This window comes from Marinigracilibium pacificum (assembly GCF_012926615.1).
GTDB classification, from domain to species: Bacteria; Bacteroidota; Bacteroidia; order Cytophagales; family Cyclobacteriaceae; genus Mangrovivirga; species Mangrovivirga pacifica.
This window is the reverse complement of sequence record NZ_JABBNU010000001.1, coordinates 208456-222859: the sequence shown is the minus strand read 5'-3', so window position 1 is coordinate 222859 and position 14404 is coordinate 208456. Positions and strand designations below refer to the sequence as shown.

Below are 14404 nucleotides of genomic sequence, written 5' to 3'. Positions count from 1 at the left end.
GGATAAATGAGTTATAAGATAGATCATATATTAATCCCGGTTAATTTTACTAATGCGAGTATTTCCGGACTAAAATTTGGCATTCAGGTAGCAAAAAACCTGAATGCCAAATTATCTATCTTTCATGTTATGAATATTCCCCAACCTGTAGGAGGGCTACCGCTTTATATTGAAGATGAAAATGACCCTTCGGGTTTTTCTGCGGAGATTAATCAAAAGTTTAAAGAGATTGAATCTGAATATTTGGTAGGCCAGGGAGTTAAATATGAATTCCGGTTTAAATTAGGGTATCTTGAAACCAGACTTTCAGCATTCGTAGAAAACGAAAAGGTTGACTTAATCATTCTGGGAAGGAAAGAACCTTCCGGTTTTATGTCATTCTTTAGAATTAATGTAACAAGAATGCTTGATCGGGTAGGCTGCCCGTCAATAGTTATTCCTGAATCATATTCTGGGGGATTTCCTTTTAACAATGCTTGTATTTCATGTGATTTCAGTAAAAAAAACGATAAGAAAATCCTTCAGGCTTCTTCTTCAATCATTGATATATTGTCTAGGCACCAAATTTTACTATCTGTAACCGAAAATTCTACAGTTAAGAAAATACAGGAAGAAAGAGAAAAGGTAATGAATATCCTTTCAAAGAATTTACCAGATCTTGAATATCTTGAAATACCCAATAGACCTGGAGATCTTGTTTCCAGGTTAATAATTAATAAAGTTATTGATCTTGGAGGCGATTTGATTATTGTTTTTCCAGGAAAGCACTTTTATTCCGGGCCTTTTTCAGAGACTTTTTCTAAGCAAATGTTAAAAAACAAAAGTATTCCGGTGGTCATTATTAACTCACATATTTCGTAAGTATATATTGCTCAGTTTCAGTTAAAGGATAATCCTCTCCCACTACATTATACTGAATAGCAATACCATCTAACATTCCAGTTAATAATTTAGCTTCCCTTCTAGAGTCTGGGAAACCAATTTTATCGAGCAATTCTTGCATTAATTGGAAATATGTTAAGTATTTATCTATTGCCATTTCCTGAATAAACTTGTATTTGCTAACCTGCAACATAAGAGAGGTAATTAGCTTCACATGTTCAGGTCTTTGCCTAAGTCTTGAAAAGAAATCATGGATCAATCTTTTTAGGAAGACATTCGGGTCATCGTCATAAAGGGATGTCAACCGGACTTCATCTTCAGCTTTGAAAAAGTTTATTATTTGAAAAAGTAAATCTTCTTTACTATCAAAATATACGTAAGTCAGGCCTTTTGATATTCCTGCTGCACGGGCTATCTGACTTACTGATGTTCCATCGTATCCTTGAGTTGCAAACAATTCAAGAGCTGCAAATAGAATTCTTTTTCTCTTTTGAATCTTAAAGTCTTTTTTCGTTTCAGTACTAACAGTTTCCATAATTATGACTGATTGTTCGGTCAAATATAATAAAATTATGATAATCAATAGATATCGTCTGATAACTATTAATTATGTATAGGAATGATCATTACAGGAGTTTCGACAGAAAAGGATAATTTTTTACTTAAGCTTCCTCCAAACTTATCGTCAGCAGATTTATTAATTCTATGGAAGACAATTACCATGTCAAATTCTTCCGTAGAAAGTTTTTTCTTGATTTCAAGATAGACATTATCACTGTGTGATGTTTCAAGTTCTACCTTATGATGCAGAATGTTTTTGAATGCAGATTTCACATCATCAGAATTAAATTTTTCTGAGCTATGTGAGACATGAAAAAGAAGATCTTCGGCATTTAAGTTATTTAAAAAGCCGTCAAAGAATTTCTTATGATGAGTCAAATTTTCCAAATCTACTCCTCCCCATGTAATCAAGATATTAGAGGGAAGGTTTAACCTTTGTCCGGGAGTAATAATTGCCAGTGGACATGGCGGGTTATCAATGATTTTTCCTGTCAGCTTGCCTACTTTACTTTTGTCAGAACGGCTTTTTGATTTACCCATAATACATAGCCCGATATTATGTGTAAGGATAGTTTTGTTAATTATATCTTCAGGGTCACCTGCTCTTACCATGATAATAACCTTGTCCGGGCTGATGTTCATTCTTTTCAGGGCATGTATAATACTTTGTTTTCCTTTGTTTAGGTTATCATCATTAATAAACTGACCGTTATTTGGGTCGCTGTTAACAATATTAAGAATGACTAATTCAGCATTAAGCAAATTAGCTAAGCCCGCACCATAATTTATAACAGGAACACACGTCGAACATACTTCAGTTGCTACAAGTATTTTATTTACCGGTATTGAGCTTGAGGTATTTGTTTTTATAGCGCTCGAAGCAGAATGCATATTGGTGATTCCTGTCATATCATAATAATTTAGTAGATTACTTTTAAGATACAAAAATTACATCATTTATGTAAATGATTTCTGTCATTTAAACATTTGATAATCATCAGTTTTTTGCGTTAGATATATTGTAACTAGAAATTTTAAAGAGTAATGGTTAAACAGTTCAAACATGCTATTGTAGCATTGGATAATTCTCCGATGGACATAAATTTGGTGAAATATGCATCTATGTTTTCAAGTGTGGTGGGTCTGGAGCAATTAGAGTTTATTCATATAATAAAAGACCTGCAATATGATGATTCAGAAGATATTCCTCTGGATGAAAAAATTGAATCTTCTATTCAGGAGTTAGTAGATGAACACTTTAAGTCTGATACAAATTTTAAAATTCAAGTTAAGAAGGGTAACCCATCACAAGACTTATTGGAGTGGGTAAAGATTAAGCACGCAGACTTGATGTTTATTGGAAACAAAGATACCTTGAAAGGCCACAATGTATTAGGAACGAAACTTTCAAATATAGCTCCATGCTCATTATTGTTTGTTCCGGAATCTTTTAACCCTGAAATAAAGAAAGTTGCTATTGCAACTGATTTTTCTGAACAGTCTTTAAGTGGTGTTGAGTTTGTAAAAGAAGCAATGCCTTCAAATATTGAATCTGAATTAATTCATGTCTTTGTAGTGCCTTCCGGCTATCATTTTAGCGGAAAAACTTATGAGGAGTTTTCTGAAATTATGAAAAATAATGCTGAAAAGGACTATCAGAAGTTTATTAAAAAGCATGATTTGCATGGAATTAATTGTGGTTTTATACTGGATGACGATGATAATCCGGCAGATAAAATCCTTAATCAGTCCAAGGTACATGAAATTGACCTACTCGTTGTTTCTTCTCAAGGGCGATCTTCATGGGCAGGATTAGTATTAGGGTCTACCGCAGCTAAAATATTGAAAATCAATAGGGCAATTCCTTTGTTAATTCTAAAAAACAAAAAGGAAAACCTATCCTTCTTTGAAGCGATACTGAAGGTATGATAGGATAGGTTTTAATTCAGTATCAAAATAGTGTATCTTGCGCCAAAAACAAATAAATGGCTAACTGGATAAAACTTTTTGGTTTAGAAGATCAAGGAAGTGCTGATGAAAATATGGTTATGAGAAGTCGCTATGAAAGAGACTATGACCGGATAATATTTTCTCAGCCATTTCGTCGATTACAGGATAAAACCCAAGTTCATCCTTTGCCAGAAAGTAATTTTGTCCACACTCGTTTAACACATTCTCTTGAAGTGTCTTCTGTAGCTCGTAGCTTAGGCAGAAAAGCCGGTGAAATTTTGTGTGGAAATAATAGTGAACTCAAGAAGGCAGGAATTTCTGTTTTTGATTTTAGTACTGTTACAGCTGCAGCTGGCCTATGTCATGATATTGGCAACCCACCTTTCGGGCATTCCGGGGAAGATGCTATCTCAGAATATTTTAAAACAGGGCGTGGTCAACGATTTAAAGAATTTTGTACTGAAGAACAATGGGCTGAGCTTACTTCCTTTGAAGGAAACGCACAGGGGTTCAGGTTAGCTAAAAATAAAAACCTTGGTATAATGCTTACTGATGCTGTCCTTGGAGCTTTTACAAAATACCCTTGTTCTGCATTGGCCAGACAGTCAAAAGCAGGTAAAATATCTCAAAAAAAGTACGGTTTCTTTTCAACAGAAAGAGATTACTTTGAAGAACTGGCAAATACTCTTGGCTTAATAAAGAATGAAACGGATCAGGGTATAGCCTGGCAACGCCACCCTTTAGCATATCTTGTGGAGGCAGCAGATGATATTTGTTACCATATTATAGATCTTGAAGATGCTTGTCGACTTGAAATAATTTCTTTTGAACAGACTAGAGACTTTTTAGTTGAGATTATCAAAGATAAGTTTGATCAAAAGAAATTTGATGCTTTAAGTACAAAGGAAGAGAAGTTGGCAATACTACGTGCAATGTCAATAAATGCCCTTGTAGAACAAGCCGGAGTGATATTTGCAGAAAAGGAGAGACAAATCCTTAATGGTAAACTTGATCATTCCTTATTTGATATTTTGCCTTCAAAAGAAATTCTTAATGAAATCAAGCATGTTTCTATCGAGAAGATTTATAGAAATATCCAGGTGGTAGAGACAGAAGTGGCAGGTTTTGAAGTAGTTGATGGATTGTTAAACAAATTTATTGAAGCTGGTTACAGAATGGTTTTTGATAAGGATGCTAAGTCTGGGGCAGATAAGCGATTGATCCAAATGTTACCTGAGCTAAACAGAATTAATGTTATAAATTCTAAAAGCCCTTATGAAATGATTAGAGAAATTATTGATATGGTATCTGGACTTTCCGATAGTCATGCAGTAAGTGTTTACCGTAAAATCACAGGTCAAACGATTCCCGGGATGCGAAATTAAACAGATGTAATTTTAATGTTACGATTAAATCATACTGAACTGAAATAAAAGAGATTAATTACCTAGTTTTGCACTTTTGCCAAGGTCATCAAGATAATGTGGACAACAATTGCTCATATAATACTTAAATTCAGGATCTATTTAATAGCATTAATTGCTGTTATAACCGTGTTTATGGCATACAAGGCCAAAAACCTGGAGATATCCTATGATTTTGCTAAAATCGTTCCACCGTCAGATAGTCTGATGATCGATTATATGGCATTTAAAAAGCAGTTTGGTGAAGACGCAAATTTATTAGTGCTTGGGATGAAAGATAGTTCTGTATATGAACTTGAAAATTTTCAGAACTTGTACTATTTAACAGAAGAACTAAGCTCTCTGACAGGAATTAAGAGTGTGCTTTCACTTTCAAGTATGCAGTTATTGCAAAAAAATACCGCTGAAAGAAAGTTTGACCCTACACCGTTATTCAAAGGTGTACCCGAGTCTGAAGCGGAACTTGATTCTTTACTGGAGATTGCTTTAGGGCAAACTTTTTATACAGGTCAGATCATAAATCCTGATAATGGTTCCACGGTATTGATTCTTGCTCTCGAGCCTGAATTTGTTAATTCTGAAAAAAGGTTTGGACTTGTAAACGATATTCAAATTGCCGGTGAAAAATTCAGTAGGGTTTCAGGTGTTGAGCTTCATTATGCCGGAATTCCATTCATTCGCTCAATAATGAGTAAAAAGGTGCAGAAAGAGCTCAATATGTTTTTAATTCTTTCTGGAGTTGTTACAGCCATTATTTTATTCTTCTTTTTCAGATCATTTTCAGCAGTGTTTTTCCCGATGATTGTTATTGGAGTAATGGTTGTCTGGGTTATGGGAACAATTGTGTTGATGGGATATAAAATGACATTGTTGACAGGTCTTCTCCCTCCTATCATTGTTGTTATTGGAGTGCCAAACTGTATCTACCTTTTAAATCGATATCATCAGGAAGTTGCCAACCATGGTAATCAGGTTTTAGCATTATCCAGGATGATAAGAAAGATCGGAATAGTAGCTCTTGTTACTAACTTTACCACCGCAGTTGGATTTATAGTTCTTGCTTTTAATGATATTACTATACTAAAAGAGTTTGGAGTCGTTGCCGGAATCAATATAATGATGACATATGTCGTAAGTATTATATTGATACCAAGTGTCTTTTCATTTTTACCTGCACCAAAAGCAAGGCACTTAAAGCATCTCGAGTTTAAGCTAGTAGGAAAGACTATAAATGGACTTGACCTTCTGGTTCACCGTCATAGATATGCGATCTTTGTGGTTACAGGTATACTTCTTGTAATTTTTATGTATGGAATGACCAAGGTTAAGAGTGTTTCATATATGGTTGACGATATTCCGGATGATAGTAAAATAAAGAAGGACCTGGCATTCTTTGAAAATAATTTTTCAGGGGTTATGCCATTGGAGGTTTTTATTGATACAAAAAAAGAACAAGGAATTAGATCTCTATCGGTATTAAGAAGAGTTGAACAGTTTGAAGATACACTAGCTTCTTTACCTGCATTATCAAGTCCAATTTCGATGGTTGGTTTTGTTAAAGCAGTTCGTGAAGCTTATTACAACAACAGTCCTGCGCAATACAAACTACCTACGGGAAGGGAGCAAGCCTTTATATATAGCTATTTAAGAAATGGAGAGTCTGATAACCCATTGGTCAAGTCATTTATTGATTCAACTGGTCAGAAAATGAGAGTTTCTCTTAAAATGGCTGATATAGGTTCTAATAAAATGGATAGCCTTGTAGAGAATGTTATTATTCCGGCAAAAAACAAAATTTTTGAAGGCTCTGATATAGATGTAAGCCTGACCGGTACTACTCTTTTATTTATTAAAGGAAATAAATATCTAATTGAAAACCTTCGGCAAAGTCTGATTCTGGCATTCATTATTATAAGTATTATCATGGCGATACTTTTCGCCAATGTGAGAATGATTATTATTAGTTTGATTCCAAACTTCATACCATTGATAATCACAGCAGGTATTATGGGATATGCAGGAATTCCGCTGAAGCCTAGCACTGCTCTTATATTTTCAATTGCGTTTGGAATTTCTGTAGATGACTCAATTCACTTCCTGGCTAAATACAGACAAGCCTTATATAGTAGTAACTTCTTTGTTCCGATAGCAATTTCAAAGAGTTTAAAAGAGGTGGGCCAATCAATGATATACACATCAATAGTCCTGTTTTTCGGATTTGTGATTTTTGCCTTTTCTGAATTTGGAGGAACAGTTGCCTTAGGAATTTTAACTTCACTTACATTGCTTGTTGCGATGATGACAAATCTGGTTGTTCTACCTGCCTTGCTTATGGTATTTGATAAAGGTAAACGTGAAGATGATTTCCACCCATTGATTGAACAGTATGATGAGTTTTATCTCGCGGATGAGGATGAGGAGATAGAAATTGAAGCCATTCAAGTAAAGAAAGATCAATAACCAGAGAGTAATCTTTGGTTTTTTTTTGCCATGTGATTGATTGTTTTGTGGTTTTTGATTAAATACATACCCTCAACCGTTAAAATCAATACTATGAAAACCGTATCACTATTTTCGGCACTCATGTGGGTAGTATCACTATTCACAATGAATTATTCCAACTCAAACAATTATGTTGATTATACTTTCGATGGCAGCATTACCTATGAGATGAATTATGTGGATAAGAAGGGCAAAGAGCAGACTTTTCCATACAAAGTTTATTTTAGCGAAAACACAGAGATGTTTGCTATCAGTGTAGCTATGGATGATAATAATGCTCCTGAAGAAACAATTATGGTTTATGATAAACCTGATAAAAAAATGCATATGCTGATGACAAGTAAAGGAGAAAAAACGGCTATGTCAATTCCATTTAACCCTGATAAAATCGATGAAATGACTGAAGATATTGTTTCAGATGATTACAAAATTGAAAAAACAGGGAATACAAAGAAGATACTCGGATATAATTGTGAGGAATATAAATTTTCATCTGATGATGGTACCGGATCTGTATGGATTACAGATGAAACAGGTATCTCCGGAAAGAAAATAGCTGGTCTTTTAGGAATGGGAGGTAAAGGAAAAAACAAAAATCCATTTGTAGGCGCGCAACCTGATGGACTTATGCTAGAGTCACATGGAACGACAGAGAAAGGTGAAAAATATCATATGCTTGCAACTGATATTAAACTTGATGGGCCTATCACAATAAGTACTGAAGGGTATAAATCAATGATGAGTTTTGGAAAGTAATAGGGTATTACCCTGTTACTTTCCTTTTGCTTCTTCCCAAAGTTTGTCCATTTCGGCCAAAGTCATCTCACTTAATGATTTACCCATTTCTTTACTTCGGCTTTCAATATGGTTAAATCGTTTGATGAATTTTTTGTTGGTTTTTTCAAGAGCTTCTTCCGGGTTAATATCTATAAAACGGGCATAATTTATCAGGCTAAATAATACATCGCCAAACTCATTAGTAGCCTCTTCTTTATCATAATGGCCATTTTCATCAGCATTTATATGCTCTTTTAATTCATTAAGCTCTTCCTGAACTTTTTCCCAGACCTGGTTTTTTTCCTCCCAGTCAAACCCTGCTCCTCTAGCTTTTTCTTGAATTCTCATAGCTTTAACAAGTGCAGGTAATGATTTTGGAACCCCTCCTAATACAGTCTTGTTCCCTCCTTTTTCTTTCAACTTGATTTTTTCCCAATTGGCTTTTACAGCTTCTTCATTATCTGCCTTAACATCTCCATATATATGAGGATGCCTATGAATTAACTTATCACAAACACCATTTAAAACATCACTTATATCAAAAGCTCCTTTTTCATCGGCTATTCTTGAATAAAAAGTCAGGTGCAGCATAATATCGCCCAGCTCTTTCTTTATTTCATCAAGGTTATTTTCGATGATTGCATCAGATAGTTCGAAAGTTTCTTCTATCGTGAGATGTCTTAAGCTTTCTATTGTTTGCTTTTTGTCCCAGGGACAATTCAGCCTTAACTCATCCATTATTGTTAAGAGTCTGTCAAACGCCTCAAGCTTAGCTTTTCTATTTTTGTCCTTGGGAGCCAATGATTTATGTTGCATATTTTTAGTTTGGTTTTAATTAAAAAAACATTACTTAATTCATGTCGTTTAATCAAACAAAAGTAACTTTGCTTAAAAGTAAACAATCATGTGGACAGTTTTATTAGGAATAGGTTTTGTGGCATTGTTTTTTGCATTAATGTCGGTTAGATTGATCTTGTTAAAAGGTGGTGAATTCAAAGGAACATGCGCTTCTCAAAGTCCTTTTTTGAATAAAGAAGGAGCTACCTGTGGATATTGCGGTAAAACAATGCAAGCTGGAGAAACCTGTGGGAAAGATGATGAAAGTCAGAATGAGGTAGAAAAAGTACTGGCCAGATTTAAATAATAATATAAATATTTAGTCCTTCTTTAAAATGTTCCTTCCTATTACTTAGCTTTGGGGGGGAATTTAAATTTATTTATCCGTGACGTTAATTAAATCAATCTCTGGTATTCGGGGAACAATTGGTGGTACTCAAGGTGATTCACTAACACCAATTGACGCCGTAAAATTTGCTGCTGCCTATGGCCAGTGGTTAATTGAGAACAATAAAGACAAAAAACTTAAGGTCGTTTTAGGTCGTGACGCAAGACCTTCTGGAGAAATGATAAGCAATTTAGTTTGCTCAACTCTTCAAGGATTAGGAATTGATATTGTTGACCTTGGCCTATCGACTACACCAACAGTTGAAATGATGGTGGTAGAAGAAAAAGCTCACGGAGGAATAATACTTACAGCATCACATAATCCAATACAATGGAATGCTCTTAAATTATTGAATAATAAAGGAGAGTTTATTTCAGCTAGTGACGGAGAAAAGCTTCTTGAAATTGCTGAAAAGGGAGATATTAAATTTGCAGAAGTTAAAAATCTTGGATCTTTAACTCACAAAGAAGACTCTCTTGATAAGCATATAAAGAAAATTCTGGACCTTCCTTTAGTTGATGTTAAGGCTATAGAAAACGCAAAATTCAAAATTGCTGTAGATGCTGTTAACTCATCAGGAGGAATTGCAGTTCCAAAACTTCTTGAAGCCCTGGGTGTTCTAGTAATAGAAAAAATTAATTGTGAGCCTAATGGATTGTTTGCTCATAATCCTGAACCCCTTCCTGAGCATTTAGGAGATATAATTAAAACTATCGAAAAGGGGAGCTATGATTTGGGTATTGTGGTTGACCCGGATGTAGATAGACTTGCTTTGATAAGTAATGATGGCACTCCTTTTGGAGAAGAATATACTTTAGTTGCTGTTTCAGACTATGTTTTGTCTAACACTAAGGGTAATACGGTATCAAACCTAAGCTCAACACGAGCCTTAAGAGATGTAACTGAGAAGCACGGTGGTGAATATTTTGCTTCAGCTGTTGGTGAGGTAAACGTGGTTGAAAAAATGAAGGAAGTAAAAGCTGTTATTGGAGGGGAAGGCAATGGCGGGATAATTTATCCTGAACTTCATTATGGACGGGATGCATTAGTTGGAATTGCGCTATTTTTAACTCACCTGGCTAAGTTTGGAAAGTCATCAAGTATGTTGAGGTCTAAATATCCGAATTACCATATTTCTAAAAATAAAATTGAACTAACTCCGGAAATCAATGTTGATGATATTCTGGTTTCAGTTCAGGATAAATATAAAAAGCAGCCTGTCAATACGATTGATGGTGTTAAAATAGAGTTTGATAAGGAATGGGTTCATTTACGTAAGAGTAATACCGAACCTATTATCAGAATTTATAGTGAGTCTGAATCACTTGCTACTGCAGAGCATTTAGCACATAAAATTATGGATGATATCCGTGAGATAATCCACCATAGAGAGTAATTGTTAGGTGTAAGGAATTTGAAGGGATTGGCATATTGCTGATCCCTTTTTTTGTTTTAGGCATGTGAAATTTATGTATCTTTGTGTATAAACATGATAGATAATGAGGTTTTATTTTGATAATGCTGCGACTACGCCAATTGATGAGCGTGTTTTGGATGTTATGATTCCTTTAATGAGAGATGGTTATGGTAACCCTTCATCAACACATGCCCATGGAAGGGCTGTTAGGTCTGAGATCGAAAGAGCACGTAAAAAGGTAGCACAGCTTATTAATGCAACACCATCAGAGATATTTTTTACCTCAGGAGGTACTGAAGCAGATAATATGGCACTAAGGTGCGCAATTGAAACTTTTGGATATAAAAGGTTAATTACTTCTCCAATCGAACATCACGCAGTTTTACATACTTCCGAATACCTTGCAAAACATAATGTTGAGTTAGTTTTTGTAAAGCTTGATGAAAAGGGGTCTGTTGATTATGATCATCTTGAGTCTTTATTAAAAGAAGATATCTCGACAATTGTGAGTTTAATGCACGCCAATAATGAAATCGGTAACTTAACTGATATTCAACGTGTGGCTGATCTATGCAATGAGCATGATGTGTTTTTCCATACTGACACTGTTCAAACGATGGGTCATTTTGTTCATGATGTTCAAAAACTAAACCTTAATACCCTTGCTGCATCAGCTCATAAATTTCATGGGCCAAAAGGAATTGGCTTTATTTATGTAAATAAGAAAAAGAGAATACCGGCATTTATACATGGTGGTGCTCAGGAAAGAGGTTTTAGAGGAGGAACAGAAAATGTCTACGGTATTGTTGGTTTGGCAAAGGCTCTGGAACTTAGCTATGATGAAATGAAAGAGGACAGAGCTAAGATGGAACAAATAAAATCTCATATAATTGCCAGGTTACAAAATGAAATTGAAGGAGTTTCTTTCAATGGATTGAGCGCAGAACTTGATAAAAGTTTATATACAGTGCTATCTGTTAATTTCCCTGAGAGAATGGATAAGGATATGTTATTGTTTAATCTTGATCTTAAAGGGATTTCATGTTCCGGTGGGTCTGCATGCTCTTCGGGTGCTGCAGCTGGATCTCATGTTTTAGCTGAATTAAACAGGAATGAGGCTGAAGCTGCTGTTCGGTTTTCTTTTGGAAGATTTAATACTCTTGAAGAGGCAGATTATCTCGTAGATACTATAAAAGAATTTGATAAGGTTAATGCCTGATTTGATAAAATAATAGAAAGCCCTTTCAGTAATGAAAGGGCTTTTTTTATTAGTTTGAAGTCATATAATCTAAAGTAATATGTATAAATGCTTTCATTCCTGTTAACATCCCCGCTTCATCAATCATAAAGTCTGGTGTATGGTGCTGGGATGTCTTTTTCATTATATTAGGATCAGTATTTTCAACCTTACCACCTATGAAGAAATAAACACCTGGAATTTTTTCCTGATAATAAGCAAAGTCTTCTCCTCCAGTAACAGCTTTTGTTTCTATGAGATCTCCATTTTGAGCTGCTTTTTTAAGTGAAGGCATGATTTCTTCAGTTAGTTCAAAGTTATTATAAGTTACGGGAACCATCTTTTGAATTTCTACTTCTGCAGTTCCTCCATGTGACTCTGCAATGTTTGTGGCTACAAGTTTCATTCTTCGATGTATTTCATCCCTCATTTTTGTATCGAGAGTTCGAATTGTTCCTGTTAAAGTAGCTTCTTCAGGAATAATGTTAAAGCGAACACCTGCCTGTACCATTCCAATACTGATAACTGCTGCCTCTTTAGTTAACTCTGTGTGGCGGCTGATTATATGTTGAAAACCATTAATTATTTGTCCTGAAATTGCAATTGGGTCTGTTCCACCCCAAGGAGTTGAGCCATGTGTTTGATCTCCTTTGATTTTTACAACAAACCTATCTGAAGCAGCCATAATACCACCTTTTTTAATTTTTATTTGTCCGACTGGTGTGCCGGCATTAATGTGAAGCCCAAAAATCACATCTACATCTGGATTGGTTAATACACCTTCTTTGACCATTAGTTCAGCCCCGCCTTCTTCTCCAGGAGGAGCTCCCTCTTCTGCAGGTTGGAAAATAAATTTAACTGTACCTCTCAAGTCATTTTTAACACTAGAAAGAACTTCTGCCACACCTAATAAAATAGCTATATGTGTATCATGGCCACATGCGTGCATCACTCCTGTTTCTTTTCCGTTATATTCGGAGATTACCTGACTTTTAAAACTTAATTCATTTCTTTCTGTAACAGGTAAAGCATCAATATCAGCTCTTAATCCAATAACAGGGCCTGGCTTTCCTCCTTTCAATATGCCCACCACTCCAGTTTTTGCAATACCAGTTGTAACTTCTAGTCCCAGGCTTTTTAAGTGCTCAGCTATTTTTTCAGCAGTATTAAACTCCCTATTGGATAATTCAGGGTTTTCATGGAAGTGTCTTCTTAATTCAATAACCCTTTGTTCTAATTCCTCGGCCTTTTTAATTGCTTTATCATTAAGTTTTTGAGCAGAGCAAATAAAGCTGAATGAACATAATAGTATTATTGAAAGTGTTATATTTCTCATAGGAATGACATTTTACAATAATTGAATTTTATATCAATAAATGAAAAACCCTTTACTATAACAAAAAATGTTTGTTAAATTGGCCTCTGATTTATCAATCAAACAACTAGATTTAAATAAAATGACAAAGAATTTAAGATCAATCTCCTTATTGGGTATTCTAGGAGTGCTAGTACTTGCCTCTTTTACCATTTATAAAAAAGATATTAGCTATTCTTTTAATAAGGGAGACAAGTTTAAGTATTCGTATGCGAGTGATGTGACTATGATTCAGACAATCATGAGTCAGAAGCAGGAGATTAAGAGCAATTCAACTTATGTATTTGACATGAACGTGGTCGAATCATCTGGCTCAACTTCAAAAATTGAAGCAGTTGTATCTGCATTTAAAAGCTCGACTTCAAGTAATGGTCAGGTAACTGAGTATGATTCTGAAAACGAAGCAGAAAAAGGTGGTGGAGCTATGGGAGGACTTTACAAGAGTTTTGTAGGTCATACATATAGTTTTGATATTGACAATAATGGTACTATTACTAATGTGAAAGGTGCAGATGAGTTAATTGAAAAAATTATGACTTCGCTTGGTGACTTACCTGCAATGCAGAAAGATATGGTTAAGACTCAGTTGAAATCAACAATTTCTGAAGGCCAGATTAGAGAAATGTTTAATCAAATCTTTATTTCTCTTAAGGAAGGTGGAGCATCTAAAGGCGATAGCTGGAAAAATGATAGTAAAATTGCTGTTGGTAATTTTGACATGACAGCAACAAAAGACTTCAATTTTGCATCAGTTGAAAATAATGTTTCAAAAGTTGATATCAAAGGATCAATGAAAACTCCAGAAGGAGCATCAATGAACATTATGGGAATGGAAGCTAAAGTTGATCTTTCTGGTCAATTACAAGGAGAGGCATTTTTGAATGAGAACTCTGTTCCTCAAAAAGCACTTTATCTTCAAATGGCTAAAGGAGATATGAAAATTACTGAGCCTACAAGTGGTCAGCTAATGGTTATTCCTATGGAAGTGACTACTGAAGTGAAAATTCAGAATTTGAAATAATAGTTATTATTAGAAATAAGAAAGGCTGCAATT

The 14404-nt window shown here is 34.9% G+C and carries 13 protein-coding genes; 9 read left to right on the top strand and 4 right to left on the bottom strand.

Features of this window, described 5'->3' with window-relative positions:
* Nucleotides 1–6: 6 nt before the first annotated feature.
* Nucleotides 7–861 (top strand): universal stress protein, encoded by an 855-nt coding sequence (locus HH304_RS01070; protein WP_169677589.1) that lies wholly within the window; start codon nt 7–9, stop codon nt 859–861.
* Here the strand turns inward: HH304_RS01070 and HH304_RS01065 are convergent.
* Nucleotides 842–1417: a TetR/AcrR family transcriptional regulator gene (locus HH304_RS01065; RefSeq protein WP_169677588.1), complete on the bottom strand. Its 576-nt coding sequence runs from the start codon at nt 1415–1417 to the stop codon at nt 842–844. The two genes, HH304_RS01070 and HH304_RS01065, sit on opposite strands and share 20 nt — an antisense overlap.
* Before the next feature lie 68 nt (nt 1418–1485).
* Complete coding sequence (locus tag HH304_RS01060) at nt 1486–2352, bottom strand: universal stress protein (RefSeq protein WP_169677587.1); 867 nt, start codon at nt 2350–2352, stop codon at nt 1486–1488.
* Nucleotides 2353–2487: 135 nt separating this feature from the next.
* Here HH304_RS01060 and HH304_RS01055 point away from each other — a divergent pair, with 135 nt between their 5' ends.
* The 4 genes from HH304_RS01055 (at nt 2488) to HH304_RS01040 (ending at nt 8075) form a co-directional block, all read left to right on the top strand.
* Entirely contained in the window at nt 2488–3372 is an 885-nt protein-coding gene (locus tag HH304_RS01055) for a universal stress protein (protein WP_169677586.1), read from the top strand.
* Nucleotides 3373–3428: 56 nt separating this feature from the next.
* Nucleotides 3429–4778, top strand: coding sequence for a dGTP triphosphohydrolase (gene dgt / locus HH304_RS01050; protein WP_169677585.1), 1350 nt, complete (start codon nt 3429–3431; stop codon nt 4776–4778).
* A gap of 174 nt (nt 4779–4952) precedes the next feature.
* On the top strand, nt 4953–7277 hold the full coding sequence (locus HH304_RS01045) for an efflux RND transporter permease subunit (RefSeq protein ID WP_333908726.1): 2325 nt from the start codon (nt 4953–4955) through the stop codon (nt 7275–7277).
* 93 nt (nt 7278–7370) lie between these two features.
* The gene (locus HH304_RS01040) at nt 7371–8075 is read left to right on the top strand and encodes a DUF4412 domain-containing protein (RefSeq protein ID WP_169677583.1); all 705 of its coding nucleotides are present in this window, start codon (nt 7371–7373) and stop codon (nt 8073–8075) included.
* A 15-nt stretch (nt 8076–8090) separates the two neighbouring features.
* Here the strand turns inward: HH304_RS01040 and mazG are convergent, their stop codons facing one another.
* On the bottom strand, nt 8091–8912 hold the full coding sequence (gene mazG / locus HH304_RS01035) for a nucleoside triphosphate pyrophosphohydrolase (protein ID WP_169677582.1): 822 nt from the start codon (nt 8910–8912) through the stop codon (nt 8091–8093).
* 88 nt (nt 8913–9000) lie between these two features.
* Here mazG and HH304_RS01030 point away from each other — a divergent pair, with 88 nt between their 5' ends.
* From HH304_RS01030 to HH304_RS01020, 3 genes are all read left to right on the top strand, one after another.
* Nucleotides 9001–9240, top strand: a complete 240-nt coding sequence (locus tag HH304_RS01030) for a hypothetical protein (RefSeq protein WP_169677581.1) — start codon at nt 9001–9003, stop codon at nt 9238–9240.
* Between the two features lie 79 nt (nt 9241–9319).
* Entirely contained in the window at nt 9320–10717 is a 1398-nt protein-coding gene (gene glmM, locus HH304_RS01025; protein WP_169677580.1) for a phosphoglucosamine mutase, read from the top strand.
* 103 nt (nt 10718–10820) lie between these two features.
* Nucleotides 10821–11957 (top strand): cysteine desulfurase family protein, encoded by a 1137-nt coding sequence (locus HH304_RS01020; protein ID WP_169677579.1) that lies wholly within the window; start codon nt 10821–10823, stop codon nt 11955–11957.
* 49 nt (nt 11958–12006) lie between these two features.
* Here the strand turns inward: HH304_RS01020 and HH304_RS01015 are convergent, their stop codons facing one another.
* On the bottom strand, nt 12007–13311 hold the full coding sequence (locus HH304_RS01015) for an amidohydrolase (RefSeq protein WP_169677578.1): 1305 nt from the start codon (nt 13309–13311) through the stop codon (nt 12007–12009).
* A gap of 121 nt (nt 13312–13432) precedes the next feature.
* Here HH304_RS01015 and HH304_RS01010 point away from each other — a divergent pair, with 121 nt between their 5' ends.
* Nucleotides 13433–14371: a DUF6263 family protein gene (locus tag HH304_RS01010; RefSeq protein ID WP_169677577.1), complete on the top strand. Its 939-nt coding sequence runs from the start codon at nt 13433–13435 to the stop codon at nt 14369–14371.
* The last annotated feature ends 33 nt before the right edge of the window (nt 14372–14404 follow it).